Below are 22,879 nucleotides of genomic sequence, written 5' to 3'. Positions count from 1 at the left end.
GAGGTAACGATGCAGACGTTTGACTATAAGAAAGAATACAAAGATTTATATCTGCCCGGCAAAGACCCGGTTCTGATTCAGGTTCCCCCTATGCATTTTGCCGCAGTAGAGGGCGAGGGCAACCCCAATGATCCTCACGGGGAATATAAGACGGCTCTTGAACTTCTCTACGCCATCTCCTATACATTAAAAATGAGCTATAAAAGCGGACAGCAGATAGAAGGATATTATCCCTATGTGGTTCCTCCGCTGGAGGGCCTGTGGCGGATGGCAGACGGCAGTCCGGGAGTGGATTACGCTAATAAGTCGGGCTTTTGCTGGATCTCCATGATCCGCCTGCCTGAATTTGTAACCCCCGAAGTATTTGACTGGGCGAAGGAGGAAGCGATGCGGAAAAAGAAATTGGATACAAAAAAAGCTTATCTTTTCCCCCTGGAGGAAGGGTTGTGCGTCCAGTGTATGCATCTGGGAAGTTATGACGAGGAACCGGCCACGACCGCCCGGATGAATCAGTTTCTCACAGACCAGGGGTATCGGGAAGATTTTACCGGACAGCGCATGCATCATGAGATATACTTAAGCGACCCCAGAAGGGCCGCGCCGGAGCGCTTAAAAACTGTGATCCGGCACCCGGTAGCTGCTATTAAATAACAAAGTACAAGCCCCTCAATCTTGAGGGGCTTGCGGGATTCTCCGGCAGGCAGTGCCAAATAAAGCGGTACTGTCTGCCGGTTTCATAATTGAAGCATTTCTCCTATTTAAAAATCTCTGCCGCCGCCGACATATTTTCAATAATCGGCACACCAAACGGACACCGCTTCTCACAGCTTCCGCAGGCAATGCAGTCTTTTCCGCTGCGGGCAAGCCCCGCATAGTGGGAACGGATCGAGGACGGCACATTGCCAAGATCCAGTTTTGCAATATCCAGATATTTATTAACTGCCGCAATGTCAATTTCCATCGGACAGGGCTGGCAGTGGCTGCAGTAAACACAATTTCCCGCGAAGTCGTTGCGCAGTGTATTCAGGACAGGCGTATAGTCTCTCTCGGCATCGCTCATATTCAGGTAGCGAACCGCGTTCTTGATTTCATCCCCAGTCTGGCAGCCCAGCATAACGCTCGCCACCGCAGGGCGGGTAAGCGCATAGTGAATACACTGTGCTACGGTGAGCGGCTTGTCAAAAGGCGTATGCTCCGCTGAAATCAGCTTGCCGGCGCCCAGTGTCTTCATAACATTGATGCCGATGTTCTTCTGTTCACATAATTTATACAGGGCCGCACGGGAGGGATCAAAGCCGCGGAAGGCTTCGTTATTCAAACCCTGGTGAAGCTCATCCAGCGCATTATATTCCACCGGATACAGGTCAAAGGCCGGATTAATACTGAACATCATCATCTCCGGCAGTCCCGTTTCGATCACACGCTGCGCCATCTTCGGATTGTGGCAGCTGAAACCGATATGCTTTATGTATCCCTGCTCTTTGAGTTTCTGCACATAGTCCGCAAAATCCGTCTCAAAAACACCTTTAAAATCTTCTTCCGTGTCGATAAAAAACATCATGCCAAAATCAATATAGCCGAATATGCGCAGCAGATCCTCAAAGTATTTCTTTACTGTGGGCATATCCCTGCTGATATCATACTGCTGATGGATATCCGTGGAACCGATGTGGCCCTGAATCAGCACCTTATCTCTGCGGTCCCCCAGAGCTCTGGCTATATTCTCCCGAACCTCTTTTCCAGGCATAAATACGTCCAGAATATTCACACCATTTTCAAGCGCCGCGTCGATCGTCTCTTTCACCTGCTCATAAGGCTTTCCGTCCAGATGTTCACAGCCCAAACCTATAATACTGCTCTTCTTCCCTGTTTTACCTATCTCTCTGTATTCCATATGCTCCCTGCCTTTCTCTTTCACCATTCCTCTGCTCCCGTTCTGGAAAACTTAGCTAATTTTAATTTTAATGGCTGCCCGGGGAAATGTCAATCGAAGGAAGACCGCAGATTCCCTACCTCTCCCGGACCCAGCTGCCGTCCCTTCCCCGAATCACCTCAATCTGGTCCGGGATTCTCTCTTTCAGTTCCTCTACATGGGAAATAATTCCCACCATCCTGTTTCCGCCTCCTGCCGATCCTGTCAGCATCTGAATCGCCTGATCCAGCGCACCAGGGTCCAGCGCCCCGAACCCTTCGTCCACAAAAAGTGTCTCAATCCGGATGCCGCCGGCATTGCCCTGCACGGTATCAGACAGACCGAGAGAGAGGGCCAGGGCCGCCTGAAAGGATTCTCCTCCCGACATCGTCTGAACCGGCCGTTTCCTCCCGGTATAATAATCCAGCACCTCAAGTCCCAGACTGTCCTTGGTCCTTTTGTCAGTAACCTGCTCCACGATTTGCAGCTCATACCGTCCCCCGGTCATAGCGTAGAGCCTTTTATTGGCCGCATACAAAACCTCCTGAAAATAGGAAGCCAGAACATACTGCTCCAATTCAACCCTTGCCCGGTTTTTTCCCCGGGCCGCATTATCCAGGTCCTTTGCGATACCGTATGCTTTCTCCAGTTTTTCCATCTGCCTCCGGTTTTCCCCGATCGCCCGGACAGCCTTCTGATTCATGGTTATTCTGGCCTCCAGCTTTTTCTGCTGATTTCGTTTTTCGTCTCTTTGCTGTTCCAGTCTTTCCGTGCTCTCCCGGCCCTCTGCGGCTTTCCTGCGCTCCTCCATCTCCGCTTCGGCTTTCTTGAGAGCGTTTTCTGCCATATAAGCGGCGGACTCCGCCTGATTGAGCGCTGCTTTCAGATTTTCCGACTGCTGCCTGATTTTCTCAGCCTTCTTCTCCGTCTGCACCTTCTGGCTCTCAAGTTTCTCCTGAAGCTCCTGAAAAACCGTCGCTTTCAGCTCTGTCTCCGCTGTCAGCTCCGGTATACTGATTCTGAGCCGGTCATATTCCTCCTGCAATTGACTGCTGTCTTCCCGCAGTTTATCCTCCAGTCTTTTCTTTTCCTGCTGTTTTTCCATCCGCAGAACCAGAGCCTCTTCTTTCCCGCGGCTTAGTTTCTGTATTTTTTCTTCCTGCTGCCTCAGGCTCTCCTCCAGCCGTTTCCGCCTCTTGATCTGATTCTCCAGCTCCCGTATCTCCCGGCTTTGCTGCTCTCCCAGCCTTTCATTTTCCGCGAGCAGCGCTTCCACAGAGGTTCTTCCCTCTATTTTTAATTTAAGCCACTGCTCTTCTTCCTGCTTTTTCAGGCTATCGGTCAGGCTTTTTTTCTCAATTGCTTCCCTGTATACCTGTTCACAGGATGAACGGCATGCCTCGTACTCTGCCTCCAGTTTCTTCAGGCTTAATTCATCCGGTATTTTTCCGGAACCTTTTGCCAGACACGGATGGCTTGTGGAGCCGCACACCGGGCAGGGTTCCCCCTCTATTAGTTCCTGTGCAAGCAGGCCCACGCTGTCATCCCTGTAGACCTTCCTGGCACTCTCATAATCCCTCTTTTTCTGCTCCGTCTCCTGCTCCCGTTCCCGGTAGCTTTTCTGAAGCAGGGCCAGCTGTCTTAGCTCCCGGTCAAGTCTTTCCTCTAAATCAGCAATGGAAATAAGTTCCTCCCTCTGCCTCCCGACGCGCTCGCCGATCACTCTTTTCTCTGCCAGAAACTGCTCCGCATCCTTAAGCCCTTCTCTTTCCCGGTTCAGCTCTTCCTTTTCCAATCCGGCCTGCTCAAGCTGCGCTATACAGTCCGCAAGCTGTTCCTCCGCTCTTTTTTCCTCTGCGAGGCAGGCCTGTCTGCGGCGGCTTACTTCTTCTCTCCGGGAGAGTGCAGGGAGGAGCTTTTCCACTGCAAATTTCCGCTCTTCCAGCGCTGCGGCGGCTTTCAGAAGATTTGGTATCTCCTTTTCTTCCTCCGATATTCTGCTGCTTTCCTTTCTGGCCTCCGTAAGCTTCTCCTGCCACCGGCTGGCCTGTTCTCTCGATTCTTTCAGGCTCTTTCCGGCTTCTTCAAACAGAGTCCAGAACTGTGCGGCATCTGATATGCGCTTATCCAGCGTAAGAATAGCCAGGGCAAGTCCATGCGCATCCTTCTTGTCCTGTTTTAATAGTTCCTTCAGCCTTTCTTCTGCGGCAGCAAAAGAGAGTTCCTTTACAGACATGGAATCTCCTGCTTCTTCCTCATCCCCGGGATCTGCCATAGCAATATTTTCTTCCAGCTTCCTCCGGCAGTCGATAAGTTGTTTCTCCAGTGAATTTGCCCGCTCGGCAAGACTCCCCTGGAGTTTTTCATAGTACTGGGTTCCGAAGAGATTGCGCAGTATTTCCACCCTCTCCTTCGAACCTGCCTGCAGAACTTCTATAAACTCTCCCTGAGCGATCATCACAATCTGCTTAAACTGCTCATAGCCTATCCCCAGAAGTTCCGTCACTGCCGCCGTTACCTCCGCCGGCCCGCTGACCGGTTCTTTGCCTTCCCGGTACAGAGCAGCCTTTTCATTCACAGTGATCGTTCCCGCTCCCCTCTTTTTCATTCTGTCATAACGGGGTTCCCGGCGTATAAGGTACTTCTGTCCCTGGTGGGAAAATTCAAATTCTGCGAATGTCATTCCCGTCCCGTCTGCGAAGTCGCTGCGCAGGGAATTTTTTCCTCTTCCCCGTCCGCTCACATTCCCATAAAGTGCATAGGTAATCCCATCAAATATACTGGTTTTTCCACCGCCTGTGGGGCCGGTGATCAAAAAAAGGCCTCTCTCATAAAATCTGGTAAAGTCGATTGTAACCTGGCCCGGATAGGGCCCCCAGCAGCCCAGCGTCAATTTAACCGGTTTCATTCAGCACCTCCCGCAAGCAGCTCATCCAGGAGAGCTTCCTTCTCTTCTGTAAATTCCTGACCGCATACCCCGGTATAAAACTCCCGGAACATCTCCTTTGGCGTACGCCTCCTCACTTCTCCCGCTGTAAGACGGCTGCCTCCCCCTTCCGTTAATGTTCTCTCCAGCACCAGCTGCATCACATTGGGATAGACGGCCCGCAGGCTTTTCATCGGTTCCAGGAGGGCGGTATCGTCCGTCAGCGTAACCTTCAGATAATCCGCGGGATCGGCAAGCTTAACGATCTCCGGATCAATCAGGTCCGAAAGCCTACCCCGTATCGAGCGTAAATCATGCCGGGGCATAAGTTCATGGAAATGAATCTCCGCATTTCCTTTATCCTTGAGAGTGATCAGGACAGCACGTTTTGTATGCCCCTCCTCGGAAAAGGAATATTTAAGCGGCGAGCCCGCGTACCGGACGGTCTCCCGGATCAGCCTCTGGCCTCTGTGAATGTGTCCCATTGCCACATAATCAAATCTGTCAAAGAAATGTACATCCACGCTCTCCGTACCGCCGAGAGCCAGCTCCCCTTCCATCTCTTCCACGATATCGCCGCCACCGGTGACAAAATGGTGCAGCACTATAATATTACGTTCCTTTTCATTCAGACTTGTCCGTTCCAGAAGGGATTTAACACAGGCGCCGCAAGTTTTATCCTCCGTCCCCATACAGGCAGCCATCACGGCCGGTCTTGCAAAGGGCAGCAGGTAAAAATGAACGGGGCCGTAGCCATCCTCCAGGGTGATCTTCTCCATAGGAACCTGGAATCTTCCATTCAGGTACATTCTCTGCTCTTTTAACATCCCGCTCATGTATTGAATCCGCTCCGGGGAATCATGATTCCCGGAAATGGCGATCACAAATACACCGAAACCCGAGAGGGCCGTTAAGAAACGGTCCATCAATGTAACTGCCTCTGCGGAGGGTACCGGGCGGTCATACAGATCCCCTGCCAGCAAAACCCCGTCCACATTCTCTTCTTTCACAATATTCAGTATTTGGTCCAGCACATACTCCTGTTCCGGCAGCATGGAAAATCCGTTGACGTTCTTGCCGATGTGCAGATCCGCCAGATGCATTATTTTCATATGTAGTACCTCTCTGATGAAAAAAGCTGCCGAATCAGAACTCCTTCTGCAGCAACTTTTCATACTTCGTTCGCGGATTTCGTCCGCAAATCTGTTATTTATTCATATGGATCAGGATGTCAAAAGCACCTTTGGCGCTATGTCCTGTGCCCGTATATGGATATGTAAACAAGCTTACAATCCATATACGGGCACAGAACCAGTGCAAAGCACTGTTTTGACACCCTAATCTAATTTAAAACTTTTTGCAGCCTTTTCTATGTCATCTTTATTGCTGTCATACGTTGTTTCACTCATATTAACAGAGGCAAAATACCAGGGCAGATCCTCCCTGCCGCTGTACGCATAAATCACCGAGATTCTATCCCCGGTTAAATCCGTATACTTCGTTCCCTTTAAACCGGCCTCCGTCTCAAATTCCTCCGTTACATAATCCCCCGCTCCGAACTCGTACGGGGTAAACAGCATGGCCGCAACGGACACTCTTTCGTCTGAACCAAAGGAGAAGGAAATCCCTGTGTCCGGGCTTGCATCCCTGGTTTCATCACCGTCCCAGCCCCGCTCCTCGGACAGCGTCCAGTTCTCCGGATAGGAGATGCTGAACTTAACTCCCCGGTCACTGTCGTCAAACGTATAGCCTGCCCACTGAGGGGCCTTGACATCGGAAGGAGGGGTAACTTTCCTGCAGGCGGTTAATAACACAGCCGCCAAAAGAAAAATAAACACCATCTTTAATTTCATGCTCCCACCATCCTTTCTGTGGAAAAAAGGCTGTTTGTCAGGTCAGTATTTCAGATATTCTCCCAGATCGTTCCAGATAATCCTAATTCCTTTTATCAGATTGTCAAAGGTTCCCGCCCGGTAAAAATTGATCAGCACCAGACCGATGGGAAGGGCGATAATCATGCCCAGGATACCCTTAAATTGATATCCGATGAAGAGTAAAAACAAGGTCATAAGAGGGCTTAAACCAATACTGTCCCCTACCATCTTAGGTTGGAGCAGCTGGTGCAGCACCTGGCAGACCACATAGAGAACCGCCAGGGCAATCACCCTTACATAGTCACCTGTGACCAGGCAGTAAAGAGCCCAGGGCCACAGCACAAAACCGGTGCCGAATACCGGCAGGAAGTCCAGAAAACCGATCCCCAGCGCCAGCAGAAAATAATAGGGCACACGCATAAAGGCAAACCAGACAGTCATGACAACAATCAGAATCAGCATGATCTTAAACTGCGCGCTCAGATACCCTCCCACCGCACTCTTGAAATAGCCCAGGACCATATCATATTTTTCCATAACCGGTTCCGGAAGCGCTTTTCGGAACGCTTTCGACATATTGTCCCTCTCCGCGATAAAGAAATAGGAGGAAAGGAAAACAATCAGGGTATTGAGCAGTCCTCCCGCCACGTTTCTCGTCGCGCTGCCTGCAAAACCGGCTATAGAACCTGCGGACATACCCCCCGCTCCGGAGAACAGATTAGAGACAAAATCATTGATTGCCGTAAACAGCGAGTTAACCACATTCTGAATTCCCTCCGGCAGAGCGGTATAAAAACCCTGGATATGCTGGAATGCGGCATTAAACTGTACTTCCAGTCCGGCATATATTTCCGGCCAGTTGTTCACCAGGGAAGCAATCTCTTTAATCAGAAAGCTGATAATCAGATACAGAAGCCCCACCACAATTCCCAGCACCAGAATGATAATGATAACAGAGCTGTGTTTTCTCCTGATATTGACTTTCTTATCCAGAAACTTTACAAGAGGATTGGCAATCAGGGCGATGATCCAGGCCACCACAAAGGGCCAGAAAAAGCCCAGGAGCCTTGGAGCGACAAAAATCAGCAGCAAAGCCCCAATAATGTGCATCAGAATGTTTGCCAGTATCTTGCCATATATCTTTTTATTCCCTTCCATGATACCCTCTTTCCGCATCGTTTACGGATGCCTGGTTACTCTTATCCTCTTAATTACAGGAAACGGTCCCTTTTTCTCCGTCTATTGTTACGATCGCCCCGGATTTCAGAATCTTCGTAGCATTCTCCGCTCCCAGAATAACGGGAATATCAAGGCTTAACCCCACGATCGCGGCATGGGAATTAATTCCGCCTTCCTCCACCACAATACCGGAAGCCTGTTTTAATTGATCCATCATATCATTGTCTGTTTTCGGTATTACAATAATATCCCCCTGCTTAAATTCCTCCAGCAGTTCCCCGCCATCACGGCAGACACACAGACTGGCGCAGACCCTTTTATTTACCAGGCCTTTTCCCTTTAGCAGCATATTTCCCACGACATGAACCTTGATCAGATTAGTCGTTCCTGAAATTCCCAGAGGGACGCCGGCTGTAATCACAACCAGCTCGCCGGGCTTTACATATCCGGCCCGCTCTGCCGCCTCCACAGCATGCTCAAAGAGGTCATCGGTATTATGCTCCTCCTTAATCACAATCGGAGTCACGCCCCAGGACAGATTCATCTGGCGGCATACCCGCTCCCTGGTACTGCAGCCGATAATCTGGCAGTCCGGACGGTATTTGGAAATCATTCTGGCCGTCTTGCCGGATTTGGTCACCGTGATAATAGCCGCGGCATCCAGATCCATAGCCGTTGTACAGGTGGCGTGGGAAATTGCATTGGTCACATCTGGATTTGCAAGACTCTCTCTGGCCTTGAAACGCCCTCTGTAATTGATATCCTCCTCTGCTCTCCTGGCAATCTTCACCATCGTCCGGAGAGATTCTACCGGATAGAGCCCCGCCGCCGTCTCACCCGACAGCATGATGGCACTTGTCCCGTCGTAGATCGCATTCGCCACATCGGTGGCCTCCGCCCTGGTAGGCCTGGGATTCTTCATCATGGAATCCAGCATCTGCGTCGCCGTGATAACCTGTTTGTCGGCGTTGTATACCTTCTTGATTATCTTCTTCTGAATCACAGGTACGTCCTCGAAGGGAATCTCCACTCCCATATCCCCTCTGGCTACCATAACGCCGTCGGAGACCCGGAGTATCTCGTCGATGTTGTCCACGCCCTGCATATTTTCAATCTTAGCTATAATATTGATAAAGTCGCAGTGATATTCATCCAGAATTCTGCGCACTTCAATAATATCCGCCGCCGACCTGGCAAAGGATGCGGCAATAAAATCCACGCCATGCTCAATGCCGAATATAATATCCTGCCGGTCCTTCTCGCTGATATAGGGCATGCTTAAATTCGCGCCCGGCACATTGACTCCCTTATTATTGGAAATCACCCCTCCGTTTTCAACGGAACAGATAATATCCGTCTCCGTGATGCTTAAAACTTTCAGTTCCACCAGCCCGTCGTCTATGAGGATCTTCATACCGGCGGACACATCCCCGATCAGATTTTTATAAGAAATAGACGCTCTGGAAGAATCACCCTCCGCCTCTTCCACCGTCAGGGTAAAGCTTTGTCCTTTTTTCAGTTCTGCCTTATCCCCTTTTATTTTGCCCAGGCGGATTTCCGGCCCCTTGGTGTCCAGAAGAATTGCCACAGGGAGATTAAGTTCCTCCCGCAGCCTGCTGATTCTTTTAATATTTCTGGTATGCTGCTCATAGTCCCCGTGGGAAAAATTAAGCCTGGCTACATTCATGCCCTCCAGCATTAAATCCCGAAGCACCCTGTCATCATCAGTCGCAGGTCCCAGGGTACATACAATCTTTGTTTTTCTGTCCATTTGTTTCAATTCCTTTCTTTCTCACCCAATTAGTACAAATCGTTCTAATATTTATTATGAACTTCTTCCGCAAAACACAAGAGATCCTGAATGTTCAGGACCGTACCGTCATCCAGCACCGCCCGGCCGCTCATACGGCCAAAAACCTGATGCTGATCCGTGAGTATCACACCGGCATTGATTCTGGCGGCCCGGTCAATTACCGGCACAAAATCAATCTCAAACCGGCCGTCGGAAGATGAAAACTGCCATTTTCCCATGTAATCCGGTTTGGGAATATGAAATGTAATATCATTAAGCTTGTGCACTCTGCCGTCATATAAAATAACGTTTTCAGTTGCAGCCGCCGTATCCCCGAATCCATACCCTATGTTAAACCCGAACGGTCTGCCGTCCACTATACCATTTCCCGATCCCCAATACCAGGTATTATCATACGTCCAGACCCCACGGCCCCAGTCCAGCGTACCAAAATCCTGCTCCGGTGAAAACCGGTATGTTTTCTCCCCCAGCTTTACATAGCCTTCCGCCCGCATACAGTTTATTTTCTGATTATAATAAAAACAGGTTGGCTTTTCTTTCCATGGAGTCGCTATCACCATGCTGTCCATGGGCGGCTGATGCAGCCGGATATCACAGGAAAACGCCCGCCCCTTTTCAAACTCCGGAAAATCACATAGTATCCTGCGGCCTTCCCGCTCCCTGATAAAACGAAGCTTCAGCTTTTTATTCTCAAACACCACATCCCCCGTATCAGAAGTGGCCGGCATATGCAGTTTACCCATGGGAAACGGGACCAGGATCGTATTAGTATGTTCCCACGGCTTAGTAAAATCTAAAAAAGAAACCGATTGAAGCCCGATGTAACCGTCGTCGGAAATGGTAAACGCCGCGCCGAACCCTTTGCCGAGAACCAGATAATAGTCCCATTCCTTAATCCGGTGCCGGGGCGCCTTAATATCTCTCCGGTCATAAGTCTGAATCAGCTTTCTGGACCAGCCCGGCTCCGCCAGGCTTCCATCGGGACCTAACAACTTCCGCGGATTTATTACCTCATGATTTCTCATCCGATCACACCGCCTTTCTCTTCTTTTCTATCATTATTACACCCCTGCATATCGCAGGTTAACCTGCGATACTGCACAACAAACGATGATATGCTTCGCAAATCATCTTATTGTAAATAAGTAGTTTGAAACAACTTTTGTTTCAAACGTACAGCCTTGTTCAGACGGCAGTTTCACACTGCTGTCCTTAAAATTATTATAAATCCCGGGGCACCATTTGACAACGGAATTATTCCCGGGGGGACTTTGTGGTAACTAGGAATACAAAATCTTAAACTTATCCGAACATTTTAAAATTAGTTAACTCTTTCTTCCAGTATTTTAAATTGATATTTTGATAGCGTCTGTATATAATAGAAGTAGGGATATCCCTACTTTCCATATTTTCTAAGGAGGTAACATATTATGTCTAAAAATACATTTGTTGATAATGCCAAAGTAATGGCAAAGGGGCAGGTTACGATACCGAAAGATATTCGTGAGATTCTCGGAGTGTCAAGTGGTGATCGCATTACCTTTATCGTTGAAGGAAACACAGTACGTATTGTTAACTCCGCTGTTTATGCCATGCAGGTACTTCAAGCTGAGATGACAGGTGAAGCCGCACATGCAGGACTGAACACAGATGATGATGTCATGGCGTTAGTAGATAAATTGAGACATGAGGACGAAAAGGTATGAGAGTGTTAATCGATACAAATGTCCTTATCTCTGCGGCGTTAAGTCCTGACGGCATTCCTTTTAAGGCATATGTTAAAGCAGCATCTTATCCAAACCACGGTTTAATTTGTGAGCAAAATGTTGACGAAATAAAACGTATATTCAATAAGAAATTCCCGAACCGTCTTTCAGCGCTCGACAGATTTCTTTCTGTTGCTCTAATGAGTTTAGAATTAGTTCCTGTTCCGGCAGACGAATATAATTCAGAGGCACTAATCAGAGATTTTAATGATCGGCCGATTTTAAGAGCGGCCATTAAAGCAAACGCTGATGTTTTGCTTACCGGTGATAAAGATTTTCTGGAATCAGGTTTAAAGAATCCAGCGATAATGACACCGGCTGAATTTTTAAAACATTAAGCGGTATTTTCTGATCAGTACCATACATAACATCGAAGTCAGTGCTTCCGTAAGCGGCACCGCAAGCCACACACCTGTCATCCCGAACAGCACCGGCATCAAAAGCAGCAGCGGAACCACCAGCGCAAAACCTCTGGTCAGCGATATCATCAGGGATGGCTTCGGCCTTGCAACCGCCGAAAAATATGCGGCCATTATCATATTGATGCCCATAAATGGGAAGTTCAAAAAATAAAGGTAGATTCCCCGGACCGCAAGCCGTGTTAATTCCGGATTTCCTTCCCGGTTGAAAATACCGGTTAAGATCTCCGGACAACTCACCGCACCCAGATAACAGACAATCCCCAGCCCTGCCGACAGAAGCAGCGCATAATTTCTCACCTTGTGTATGGACTGACTGTCTCCCTTTCCCAGAGCCGAACTGAGCAGCGGCTGGGAGCCCTGGGCAATTCCGTTAAAGACTGCCATCACCATCAGCGCCAGGTTTGCAATTACGCCGTATGCTGCAACCCCCACATTTCCCGACAGCCTTAAGACCGTAAAATTAAAAACCAGCATCACGATCCCGGATGAAAGCTCTGCCAGCAGAGCCGAAAGGCCAAGCACTGAGATTTTCCCGATCTGCTGCAGCCGTATCCGGCACCGTACCAGATGAAATCCATTCCTTTTTCTTATTATATGAATGGACAGGATTCCCATACTTATAAGAGGTGATATTCCGGTTGCAAAGGCTGCCCCAAACATCCCCATTCCCAGAGGAAAAATGAAAATATAGTCCAGAACGATATTACTCAGGCTGGCGGTCACCATCGCAATCATTGCAAGCTTGGGTTCTTTGTCATTTCGAACGAAACAAATCATCACCTGATTCAGCATAAAAGCCCAAGAGTAGAATAATAGCGTGCGCAGATAAACAGACGCCATGGGAAAGATTGCTCCCTCCGCCCCCAGCGCCTTTGCGATCGGACCCGCAAAAAGAAGTCCGGCCGCAGTAAAAAGAAGTCCGATAGCAAGAGCCGCCGCAAAAGTCCGGGTAAATATCCGGTCCGCTCTGCCGCTCTCCCCCTCCGCTCTAGCAATGGAATAGCGCGTAGCACCGCCCAGGCCCAGCATTTGTCCAAGCCCGCTCACCACACTATAAACCGGTAAAACCAGGTTCAGAGCAGTCAGTCCATTGCTCCCCATTCCCGCAGAAATATATAGTGTATCCGCCAAAATGTAGCAGGACAGCCCGATCATGCTCAACACATTCAGGGAAACGTATCGTGCGAACTGTGCACCAATTGTCATTTTACGATTCATCTTCTATCTCTATCCCCTCTCAAATAGTTAAATTAAGTTCCTATGTAAGAACAAAGAATCCTGCAAGCGGGATTCTCCGCCTGCGGCGGGTTGCTCTGGCAACACAATTCCTTTCCGCCGCAGTGCGATCCCCCGGAGGGTTTTTTATTACATAGGAAAGTTCTCCAAACTTTCCTATGTAATAAAAAACCGGCAATCCATGTCCAAAGGCCTGATGACATGAATTCCCGGCTCTTAATATGGCTGCTGCCCGGCGGCAGCAGACCCAAGCTTTTACCTATTAATCTGCTGTATTCTAACACAAAGTACCATTCATTTCAAGATAGTATATCAGTTTCCGATCAAGAAATCCAGAATATCCCATCCATCAGAATTCTTTGCCCGGTACAGCTCCGTATATCCGCACCTGGTACAGCTTACCGTAATAAACTTTTTATTCTGAACATCAAAAATCTTGGCAAAATTGCCTCCGGTTGCCTGAAATTGATCACTCTCATAATTGGTATTTCCACACTTGGGACAGACATACTGTCTCTTTTCCATGCTGTTTTCTCCTCTCCGCTATGCCCAGTACACCGCCGGCATTAACAATACCCGCCGATTTATGGTTACCTAATTTTTTATAGTATAACATATTTTTATGATCCGGAATATAAAAAATGAATAAAGTATCTGGTCCTATCATTTTTATTTAATCTGGTACTTTCAGCAAGGCCAGTTCTGCATTATAGTAATTGCAGTTATTCTTTAACAGGAAGGAAGATGCCCCGTGAAACATACATCAAATATAACCCGTAATATCGTAGTAACCGCTCTGATGGCTGCGCTGACCTGTGTGGCCACTATGGTGATCCAGGTCCCTTCTCCCATGCAGGGTTATGTCAATTTGGGAGACGGCTTCGTCCTGCTCTCCGGTATCCTGCTTGGCCCCCTTTACGGAACCGCGGCAGCCGGAATCGGCTCCATGTTTGCCGATTTGCTTATCGGTTATGCACACTATGCTCCAGGAACCCTGCTCATCAAAGCGGCGGCCGCTCTGGCCGGAGGTTTGATCTATCAGCTGCTGCGTAAGGTCCGCGCGGGCGGCAAAGTGCCGGTTCTGCCTGTCATTGCCGCAGGTATAGGGGTAAACGCCATAGTAGTCGTCGGCTACTTCGGATACGCCTCCCTGCTTCTCGGCAAGGGCCTGGCGGCGGCTGCCAGCATACCCGGAAATATCATTCAAGGTATATTCGGTATCATCGTCGCCTGTATCCTGGTCCCGATTCTGGAACAAATTCCTGCGGTGCGCAAGTTTACCAGCCCGCAGCCCTGAGCATATTCAAGAGAACAAAGAATCCCGCTTGCGGGATTCTCCGCCTGAGGCGGGTTGCTCTGGCAACACGATTCCTTTCCGCCGCAGTGTGATCCCCCGGAGGGTTTTTCATTACAAATGAAAAGAGGGAGCTGCCGTCTTTCGATTGAAAAATCGCGAAGCGGCAGCTCCCTTTCCTTTTAGGCATAATGATATACCTTTCGTTTTCTGACCATACAGATAACCGCGGCAATTGTTGTGGCAAATTCTGCAAACGGTACAGCCAGCCATACTCCATCCGCCTGAAGCAAATAAGGCAGAAATAAAAGTCCCAGGGTGATAAAGCCAAAGGTTCTTAAAAAAGAAATAAATGCCGAGACTTTTCCGTTTGACAGCGCGGTGAACAACGCTGATGAAAACATATTGGTACCTGCAAAGATAAAATTGATGGAAAAGAGCCAGAAGCCCCGCAGCGCAATCTCGTATACCCGGGTGCCCTTCGGCGAAAAAATGCCCACCAGCTGTCCTGACAAAATCAGGGACAAACCAAATATAACCAGGGAAGATACGGCGATAAACCATATGCATATTTTAAATATCCGTTTCAGGAGCACCGTATTTTTGCTTCCGTAATTATAACTGATCACAGGCGCCACACCCATGGAAAATCCCATATACAAAGCGGTCAGTAAAAATTGTGTATACAGGACTATCGTAATCGCAGCCACCCCGTCGCCGCCCAGATAATGCAGCATAAGTATATTAAATAAAAAGGTAACAATACCCATAGACAAGTTCGTCACCATCTCCGAAGAACCGTTCAGACAGCTCTCCCGCAGCATTTTCCAGTCAGGCAGAAATTTAGCAAAATGCAGCTCATTGCGTTTTGTCATAAAATAAATCACACCGGTTACGGCCGGTATCAGATATCCGGTCACCGTTGCCAGAGCCGCACCGCTGATGCCAAGCCCTGCCGGCACAATAAGCACATAGTCCAAAATCCCATTGGTCACACCGGCCAGTACCGTCAGGATAAGGCCCATGCCCGGTTTACCTGCGGTAACGAAAAATACCTGAAACAGCAGCTGCAGCATATAGGCCGGAACGAATAACAGTAAAACAGACAGGTAATTCTTACAATATTCCATTATTTCCGGCTGTGCTCCCAGAGCGCGGCAGATCGGCTCCAGAAAAATCAGACAGACTACGCTGATCACCACACCGGCAGCCGCTCCGACTATCGTGATCATTGTAAAATTCTCCCTCGCCTCCTGAATCTTTCCCTCTCCGATTTTCCTTGCCACCACAGCGGAACCGCCCGTGGCAAGCATAATTCCCACCGCAAGCACCACATTCATAACGGGATAGACAATATTCGTTGCGGAAAGTGCATCTGTACCTACAAATCTGGATATAAAAATTCCGTCCACTATCGTGTAGAGGGACATGAAAATCATCATAATCATGGTAGGAAATGCGAACCGGATCAGGGATAAAAATCGAAAATCTTTTGCAATTGACCGACTCATAAAATATCAACTCCTTCTTGTGTCATCAGACCGCTCAGCCTATAATAAAGTATCGGGTAACCCTAGTGTCAAGAGAGGAAATACAAATGGATCATAAAAACAGCAAACTGGCTGTCTGGCCGGAGGATAACACCCGCACACACGGGACACACTTTAAGACCAGTGAATTTGCCAGGCTCTGCGGTACAACAAAGCATACCCTTTATCATTATGATGAACTGGGCATCTTCTCTCCTGCAGTTAAGCTGGACAATGGATACCGCTATTATTCCCTGCCGCAGCTGGAAGTATTTCATGTCATTGCTGTGCTGAAAGAGCTGGATATGCCTTTAAATGAAATCAAAGAATATCTGAACCGAAGAACTCCCGGAGAGCTGGTCTCCCTGTTAGAAAAGGAAGAAGTTCTTCTGGAAAAGAAGATTGCCGCTCTTATGCAGACCAGAGAGCGGATTCAGCAGAAGGCTTCTCTCACCCGCCAGGCCATGGCTATCGACACCAGCCGTATCCGGGTGGAGCAAAAGAAAAACGAATACATGCTGGTAACGAAGACCGATCCCCTCTGTACGGATCGGGACTGGGCCGTTCAGATAGCAAACCACGTCGCATTCTGCAACTCCACAGGAATCGACAGTCCCTATGCCATCGGATCTATGATTGAACAGAAATCCGCCCTGGATGGTCAGTTTGAACAGTACTGTTATTTTTATACCCGGGTTGACCACTGTCCGGATGATCTTCCCTGCTTTATTAAGCCGGCCGGAAGCTATCTCACAGGCTGGCATCAGGATGGGTACGGCACGCTTCCCGATACCTATCACCGTATTCTCAGATACGCCCGGGAGCACCGTTTCACTCTGATCGGATATTTTTACGAAGATACTCTGCTTGACGATCTGTCTGTAAAAGGCTATGACAACTACCTGCTGCAGATCTCCATCCGTATTGAGGATAAGCCCTTCTAAAGACCACAACCTAATTAGAACAAAGTGTGCATAGGATGATTTTGTTATATAGGGAACGAAGTTTCCTATATAATAAAACAAGAGGGATGCGTAAGGCATCCCTCCATCTATTCTCCACAGGAAACGGTATTTTAAAACACTTATTATCTCTCGGTATTCTGTATGAATTCAGTCAGGAAATCAATCAGCACTTTCATCTGTTCGTCCGTCCCAACCGTAATTCTTAAATAATTGTCAATTCTCGGCTGAGCAAAATACCGCACGAAAATATGTTTTTTCCTCAAAGCCTCAAAGATACTGACCGCCGGCACGTCCGGATGAGAGGCAAAAATAAAGTTAGCCTGGGAATCCGGGAACTGAAAGCCCAGCTTTTTTAATTCCTGCTTGGTCCACTCCCTTGTTCTTATGATTTTCTCTGTTGTTTCCCTGAAATAGGCTTCGTCCTTAACCGCCTCTGCGCCCAGCATAAGGGATGTGTAATCCATGGTGTAAGAATTGTAGGAATACTTCACCCCATTCATGGCCTCAATGAGGCGCTCATTTCCAATCGCGAAGCCGATGCGCATCCCTGCCATAGACCGGGATTTGGAAAATGTCTGCACAACCAGAAGATTTTCGTAACGTTCCAGAAGAGGGAGGGCCGAACAGCCGCCAAAATCAATATATGCCTCATCTACAATGACAACTGCATCCTGATTATGCTTTAAAATGTCTTCTATAAAATCCAGATCCTCACAAATCGAAGTGGGCGCATTGGGATTGGCAAAGATCACCCCGCCGTTCTCCTGGTAATAATCCTCCCTGCGGATTCTGAAATTCTCATCCACAGCCGGTCTTTTATAAGGAATCCGGAACAATTTTGCCCATACATCATAAAAAGAATAGGTCAGATCGGGAAACAGAACAGGTTTATCCGAGTTAAAAAACGTCAGAAAGGCCATTCCCAGTACATCATCGGAACCCACTCCCACAAACACCTGGCTGTCCTTCACTCCATAGTTCTTCGCAAGCGCCTGTACCAATGTCTTATTATCCGGCTCCGGATACAGTCTTAAGCGATCCGCATCCAGTTCCCTGAGTGCCCGTTCCACTCCCGGCGCAGGCGGATAGGGGTTTTCATTTGTATTAAGCTTGATCATATCAGGTAAATTGGGCTGTTCTCCCGGCACATAGGGATCAACCAGACGAAAATTCCGTTCCCAAAGCTGCATGGTAAAGACCTGCCTTTCACATTTCATACTATTTTCTTTCGAGTATAGCATACCATTTTTTCGAGCGCAATGCCGTTTCCCTCCTGCTTACGGCCTGCCGCTCAAATCTGCAATCGAAAATGATGGGCAGAGTTATGAACAGTGCTATAAATTAATGAACGAAAAGAGTTGTTTGACACCTTCCCGCGCTGATATTACAATGAAAAAGCCGATTATGTGTTAGCTCGCCTTCGTCAGAAAAAGCGATGCACGATAACGGAATACAGGAAACATTGAGGCGTTGTAATGCCAGAAGTATTCTTGAAAGAGAGGGAAAAGGGGTTGAGCTCTTCTGCTTGACTTTGACACCGTGTCGCAGTTTATACTTAAGACACAGGAGGTATAATAACATGGAGGAAATGACTATAAGCCAGGTATCCCGGAGTTTGGGAATATCAACAAGGATGCTTCGTTATTACGAAAAGGCAGGATTAATCACCAGTTCCCGGCGAGAAGGATATTCCTACCGGATATATGATGATAATTCCATTGCCCGGATCAGACAAATTTTACTTCTTCGCAAGCTAAGAATACCGGTCCGCCAAATCAAGATTATATTGAATAATACAAATGCGGTCGCGGCTATTGAGATCTTCCGGCAAAACATTGATGAATTAGATGAAGAAATCACTGCTCTTTCAACCATAAGAGATATACTTCATCATTTCGTTGAAGAACTTAGCAAGGCTACAGAATTGCCGCTAAATAATATTATCTCTCAAGATGATACCATATTAGAAACAATTGAGTCCCTTGATTTAATCAGCATTAATTTCAAGGAGGAACAGTCCGCGGACAAGTTTATAAAAGCAGATAAACGCCTTTCTAAAATAAATGATGTGCGGATTGTCTATCTGCCCCCGGCTACGATAGCTGCCTCACATTATGTTGGGGATGATCCTGAATTACATGCAAACTTTCTCATCGACAATTTTATTAAGGAAAGTGCTTTAAAAAAGATAAAACCGGATTTGAGACGTTTTGGCTTTAATCACCCCAATCCGGTTGATGAAACTGGCTTTCATGGCTATGAAGCATGGGTAACAATTCCAGATGATATGGAAGTTCCCGAACCGCTTGTAAGGAAGCAGTTTTGCGGTGGATTATATGCGGCACACATGATTACTTTTGGTAATTTTAATGAATGGGATTCATTTCTTGAATGGATAATGAAAGACGAAAGATATGAATTTGCAGGCGACTTCCAGGACCAGGAGCACATGTGCGGACTCATAGAAGAGCATTTGAATTATTACAGCCACATAGAACAGCCTGATATAGATTTAGAACAGCTGCAGTTAGACCTGTTGATGCCAATAAGAGAAAAAAACACAGAAGAAAGAAAGCACTGTAGGGAAAACCGGTAAAATGCTTGCCGCGATTGGGATTCCCCCGCATGGAAACAGCAGCAAAACAGCTTATCCGGTACAGACAAATTGTTTTACTGCTGTTTCTCCTACATGGTAATCCGCAGGCTTTCAAATATACCGTAAAGATCCAGCATTCCATATCCCCATTCCCGGTTGGGATAGACAATATCACTGCGCCTGGCTCCCCGGATCATCAAATTTTTCACTTCATTTGTTCCCATGATGACATAATTCTGATCCAGCACTCCCCATTCCAGTAGCAGAGCGGCAACCCCCGCAGTATGAGCGGATGCGATGCTGGAACCGGTACGCTGGGCATACCGGCCGCCGGGTATCGGCCCATAGACATTAACCCCCGGAGCTGCGATATCCGGTTTGATCAGGCCGGTCCGGGTAAATCCCCGGCTGGAATCCAGATACAGGCTGTTGTTCTGATGGTTGTAGGTTGCCGTAGTAATAGGTACTAAGCCATCACCGGGACCGCAGATCGTAATGTACGGATCTGGTGCGAGGAAATGCGTTTCCCGGCTGATAAACTGTTCCATCGGAAGCCACACATTAAAAGAACCACCCGTCGGACTCTCCGCAAATACCCGGATCGTCCAAACTCCGGGTGTGGGATCGGTAAAATGCATCCAGATCAGCTCTGCTCCGCTTCTCTGCTCCAGCAGTGCATAGAATATATCTATCACCGTATTTTCCAATAAAAAATCAATGGTCTGGCGCTGTCCCAGACGGGCGCTTATTTTCTCCACATACTCTCCGGTAGGTGAAATAAATGCCACAGAAAACAGACTCGGGATATTTCCCCATAGTTCCATGGTCAGTCCCCGGTCAGCCTCTCCGATCACCAGTTCAATATCCTGCGTTTCTCCCCTTTGAGTCATACTTCCATAATAATGATGTCCCCGGTTGCCCTCATTCCCTCCGGCAAGTGTAATTGCGATGCCAAGAGTCCGTCCCATCCGGTCCAGATATTCATTCAGATAAGACGCACCATCGTGGCTTCCCTGATTGGTGCCGATACCCAGGCAGATCGAAATGGGCCTGTTCAGTCTCTGAGCCTGATCCGCCACATATTTTACAGCCATCATAATATCATTTTCCTGAAAACATTCCACATCTTCAGGTATCCCATAGATTCCTCTCAGGTAAGATTTCGCCTGCTTCAGCTTTACAATCACCAGCTGGGCGAGAGGTGCCACACCGCTGAAATCCTCGTCCGGCAAGTCATTACCCGCAGCAATCCCTGCCATAAACGTACCGTGTCCGCTCACATCACGGATAGGCACAACAGAAAAGGGGTTTTCACTCTGGAGCGCCTCATTAATCTGTTCCTCCGAATAGTTTGCTCCGTATAAAAATCCCTCGGGAGGAGTACCATCTTCAACACTCTGATCCCATATTGCCGCAATTCGGGTCCGGTTATCTGCGGTTAGAAATGCAGGATGCGTAAAATCAATTCCTGTATCTATGACCGCAATCAGCACACCACTGCCCAGCAAATCCAGAAAAGGCTGCCTGCGCAGCCGCAAAACACCGATATTTTCCAGGTTGGATGTATCCAGCAGGCCGTAACATTTGGGAAGTGAGGTGTATCCAAACCGTATGCCCTCATTCCTGCTGCTTCCTTCTTTGTGAATAACAGCAAATTTATTATTGATAACCTGAATACATGCCGGTTCATAATTTTGTTCAATGTCTTCTACTCCGCCCGCAAACTCCACCAGGTAATCTGAGTATTCGTTGGAGTAAATAATCTGTCGGCATACATCTGCTTCCGGCAAAAAAATCACCTGCCTATACCTATTCTTTCCAGTATATGCAGGTGAAATCTAATTCATTATATAATCAGACTGCCTTGTCTGAAAGTCTGGGAACCACACCGCGCATCTCAATCAGCGGCGCCCCGGTATTTCTGATATAGTCACCAGTAATGGTAACCCGCCCGATACTGTCATCCTTTGGAATCTCATACATAATATCCAGCATGAATTCTTCGATGATGGCGCGGAGCGCACGGGCTCCCGTTTTCTTCTCCAGCGCCTTTTCCGCAATAGCCTCCAGCGCGCTCTCGTCAAACTGCAGATCTACCTCATCCAGAGCCAGCAGTTTCTGATACTGCTTTAAGATTGCATTTTTCGGCTCCTTCAAAATCTCCACCATCATTTCCTTCGTCAGTGCTTCCAAGGTACAAATTACAGGCAGACGTCCGATAAACTCAGGTATCATACCAAACTCTCTCAAATCCTCCACTGTTACCTTCTGAAGGATATTGGGATCATCGTCAAATTTATCTTTCAGATCCGCACTGAAACCAATGGAGGACTGTTTGCTCAATCTGGCCTTGATCACATTCTCCAGATCCGGGAACGCACCGCCGCAGATAAACAGGATATTCTTAGTATTGATTGTCTTCGTCGGCATCATCGGATTCTTGGAAAGACTGCCCACCGGCACCTCCACATCGCTGCCCTCCAAAAGTTTAAGCAGCGCCTGCTGTACGGACTCGCCGCTCACATCCCGGTTGTTCAGATTCTTCTTTTTGGCAATCTTATCAATCTCATCGATAAAGATAATGCCTCTCTCCGCCTTCTCAATGTCATTATCTGCATTCATCAGAAGCTTTGCGACAACGCTTTCCACATCATCACCGATGTAACCCGCCTCTGTCAGAGAGGTTGCATCCGTAATTGCCAGCGGCACCTTCAGAAGCCTCGCCAGTGTTTTGACAAGATATGTTTTGCCGCTGCCGGTAGGCCCGATCATCAGCATATTGGACTTCTCAATTTCAATGCTGTCCATAGCGTCCGACGCCACCCTTTTATAATGGTTATAGACCGCAACAGAAATCGCCTTTTTCGCATGCTCCTGTCCGATTACAAATTCGTCCAGCTCTCCCTTGATAATGTGAGGAGCCGGAAGATTTTTCAGATCCAGGCCTTCTTCTTCCTCTTCCTGCTTTTCTTCCTTCGCCTTCTTTTCCTTCACTTTCTTTTTCTCCGGCTGTTCCGGCTGATTTCCAAACTGCATACTCATCATCTGCTGCATCAGCGCCGGATCTATCTGACTGATATCCATATAGGCATTGCCGTTATTCATACTGTCAAATGTCTTTTCCATACAATCACTGCAAATACAAATGTGATTGGGCAGATGAAACATTTTATCGACGGCATCCGCCGGCCGCCGGCATATATAACAATACTCGTCGTTATGATTCTTATCCTCATTCCCCATAATTGGTTAACCTCCGCCTGATCGGGACTATTCTCTGTTCATTTGAATTATAGCCCACCCGTTCACTCCACACAAGGAGTTTATAAATATTTAACAGCTCCATTCTGCATAGCCAGTGAATGTG

At 47.9% G+C, this 22,879-nt stretch carries 19 protein-coding genes; 6 read left to right on the top strand and 13 right to left on the bottom strand.

From position 1 onward, the window contains the following. The first annotated feature begins 9 nt into the window (after nucleotides 1-9). Nucleotides 10-651 carry a GyrI-like domain-containing protein gene (locus ABCW47_RS09915; protein WP_343209766.1) on the top strand — a complete coding sequence of 214 codons (642 nt, stop codon included), beginning with the start codon at nucleotides 10-12 and terminating at the stop codon, nucleotides 649-651. 103 nt (nucleotides 652-754) lie between these two features. Here ABCW47_RS09915 and ABCW47_RS09910 read toward each other — a convergent pair whose 3' ends face one another. From ABCW47_RS09910 to ABCW47_RS09880, 7 genes are all read right to left on the bottom strand, one after another. Beyond that, complete coding sequence (locus ABCW47_RS09910) at nucleotides 755-1,921, bottom strand: aldo/keto reductase (RefSeq protein ID WP_343209765.1); 1,167 nt, start codon at nucleotides 1,919-1,921, stop codon at nucleotides 755-757. A gap of 88 nt (nucleotides 1,922-2,009) precedes the next feature. Next, the gene (locus ABCW47_RS09905) at nucleotides 2,010-4,820 is read right to left on the bottom strand and encodes an AAA family ATPase (RefSeq protein ID WP_343209764.1); all 2,811 of its coding nucleotides are present in this window, start codon (nucleotides 4,818-4,820) and stop codon (nucleotides 2,010-2,012) included. Then, a complete protein-coding gene (locus tag ABCW47_RS09900) occupies nucleotides 4,817-5,950 on the bottom strand; it encodes an exonuclease SbcCD subunit D (protein ID WP_343209763.1) in 1,134 nt (377 codons plus the stop codon). Before ABCW47_RS09900 ends, ABCW47_RS09905 begins: the two co-directional genes overlap by 4 nt. A gap of 225 nt (nucleotides 5,951-6,175) precedes the next feature. Further along, the gene (locus tag ABCW47_RS09895; RefSeq protein WP_343209762.1) at nucleotides 6,176-6,691 is read right to left on the bottom strand and encodes a hypothetical protein; all 516 of its coding nucleotides are present in this window, start codon (nucleotides 6,689-6,691) and stop codon (nucleotides 6,176-6,178) included. A gap of 42 nt (nucleotides 6,692-6,733) precedes the next feature. Next, nucleotides 6,734-7,870: a sporulation integral membrane protein YtvI gene (gene ytvI, locus ABCW47_RS09890; RefSeq protein ID WP_343209761.1), complete on the bottom strand. Its 1,137-nt coding sequence runs from the start codon at nucleotides 7,868-7,870 to the stop codon at nucleotides 6,734-6,736. Between the two features lie 49 nt (nucleotides 7,871-7,919). Continuing rightward, a complete protein-coding gene (pyk, locus tag ABCW47_RS09885) occupies nucleotides 7,920-9,662 on the bottom strand; it encodes a pyruvate kinase (protein ID WP_343209760.1) in 1,743 nt (580 codons plus the stop codon). A gap of 44 nt (nucleotides 9,663-9,706) precedes the next feature. Beyond that, entirely contained in the window at nucleotides 9,707-10,729 is a 1,023-nt protein-coding gene (locus ABCW47_RS09880) for a DUF2804 domain-containing protein (RefSeq protein WP_343209759.1), read from the bottom strand. A gap of 405 nt (nucleotides 10,730-11,134) precedes the next feature. On the opposite strand from ABCW47_RS09880, the gene ABCW47_RS09875 reads away from it, so the two are divergent. Next, nucleotides 11,135-11,410, top strand: coding sequence for an AbrB/MazE/SpoVT family DNA-binding domain-containing protein (locus tag ABCW47_RS09875; protein ID WP_343209758.1), 276 nt, complete (start codon nucleotides 11,135-11,137; stop codon nucleotides 11,408-11,410). After that, the gene (locus tag ABCW47_RS09870; RefSeq protein WP_343209757.1) at nucleotides 11,407-11,808 is read left to right on the top strand and encodes a putative toxin-antitoxin system toxin component, PIN family; all 402 of its coding nucleotides are present in this window, start codon (nucleotides 11,407-11,409) and stop codon (nucleotides 11,806-11,808) included. Before ABCW47_RS09875 ends, ABCW47_RS09870 begins: the two co-directional genes overlap by 4 nt. Here ABCW47_RS09870 and ABCW47_RS09865 read toward each other — a convergent pair. Together ABCW47_RS09865 and ABCW47_RS09860 are read right to left on the bottom strand one after the other, a co-directional pair. Then, nucleotides 11,797-13,110, bottom strand: coding sequence for an MATE family efflux transporter (locus ABCW47_RS09865; RefSeq protein ID WP_343209756.1), 1,314 nt, complete (start codon nucleotides 13,108-13,110; stop codon nucleotides 11,797-11,799). The two genes, ABCW47_RS09870 and ABCW47_RS09865, sit on opposite strands and share 12 nt — an antisense overlap. Nucleotides 13,111-13,440: 330 nt before the next feature. Continuing rightward, nucleotides 13,441-13,653 carry a zinc ribbon domain-containing protein gene (locus ABCW47_RS09860; protein ID WP_343209755.1) on the bottom strand — a complete coding sequence of 71 codons (213 nt, stop codon included), beginning with the start codon at nucleotides 13,651-13,653 and terminating at the stop codon, nucleotides 13,441-13,443. 226 nt (nucleotides 13,654-13,879) lie between these two features. On the opposite strand from ABCW47_RS09860, the gene ABCW47_RS09855 reads away from it, so the two are divergent. After that, nucleotides 13,880-14,425, top strand: a complete 546-nt coding sequence (locus ABCW47_RS09855) for an ECF transporter S component (RefSeq protein WP_343209754.1) — start codon at nucleotides 13,880-13,882, stop codon at nucleotides 14,423-14,425. Nucleotides 14,426-14,604: 179 nt separating this feature from the next. On the opposite strand, the gene ABCW47_RS09850 is transcribed toward ABCW47_RS09855, so the two are convergent. After that, entirely contained in the window at nucleotides 14,605-15,933 is a 1,329-nt protein-coding gene (locus tag ABCW47_RS09850; RefSeq protein ID WP_343209753.1) for an MATE family efflux transporter, read from the bottom strand. Nucleotides 15,934-16,019: 86 nt separating this feature from the next. Between ABCW47_RS09850 and ABCW47_RS09845 the strand changes: the two genes are divergently transcribed. After that, nucleotides 16,020-16,895 carry a MerR family transcriptional regulator gene (locus ABCW47_RS09845; RefSeq protein ID WP_343209752.1) on the top strand — a complete coding sequence of 292 codons (876 nt, stop codon included), beginning with the start codon at nucleotides 16,020-16,022 and terminating at the stop codon, nucleotides 16,893-16,895. Between the two features lie 143 nt (nucleotides 16,896-17,038). On the opposite strand, the gene hisC is transcribed toward ABCW47_RS09845, so the two are convergent. Continuing rightward, entirely contained in the window at nucleotides 17,039-18,106 is a 1,068-nt protein-coding gene (gene hisC / locus ABCW47_RS09840) for a histidinol-phosphate transaminase (RefSeq protein WP_343210054.1), read from the bottom strand. A 389-nt stretch (nucleotides 18,107-18,495) separates the two neighbouring features. Between hisC and ABCW47_RS09835 the strand changes: the two genes are divergently transcribed. Then, a complete protein-coding gene (locus ABCW47_RS09835; RefSeq protein WP_343209751.1) occupies nucleotides 18,496-19,512 on the top strand; it encodes a MerR family transcriptional regulator in 1,017 nt (338 codons plus the stop codon). 89 nt (nucleotides 19,513-19,601) lie between these two features. Here the strand turns inward: ABCW47_RS09835 and ABCW47_RS09830 are convergent, their stop codons facing one another. Next, nucleotides 19,602-21,302 carry a S8 family peptidase gene (locus tag ABCW47_RS09830; protein ID WP_343209750.1) on the bottom strand — a complete coding sequence of 567 codons (1,701 nt, stop codon included), beginning with the start codon at nucleotides 21,300-21,302 and terminating at the stop codon, nucleotides 19,602-19,604. A 64-nt stretch (nucleotides 21,303-21,366) separates the two neighbouring features. After that, a complete protein-coding gene (clpX, locus tag ABCW47_RS09825; RefSeq protein WP_343209749.1) occupies nucleotides 21,367-22,755 on the bottom strand; it encodes an ATP-dependent Clp protease ATP-binding subunit ClpX in 1,389 nt (462 codons plus the stop codon). Between the last annotated feature and the right edge of the window lie 124 nt (nucleotides 22,756-22,879).

Source organism: Anaerolentibacter hominis (genome assembly GCF_032380675.1).
Taxonomy (GTDB): Bacteria; Bacillota; Clostridia; order Lachnospirales; family Lachnospiraceae; genus Anaerolentibacter; species Anaerolentibacter hominis.
This window is presented reverse-complemented; position numbering and strand designations above follow the sequence as displayed.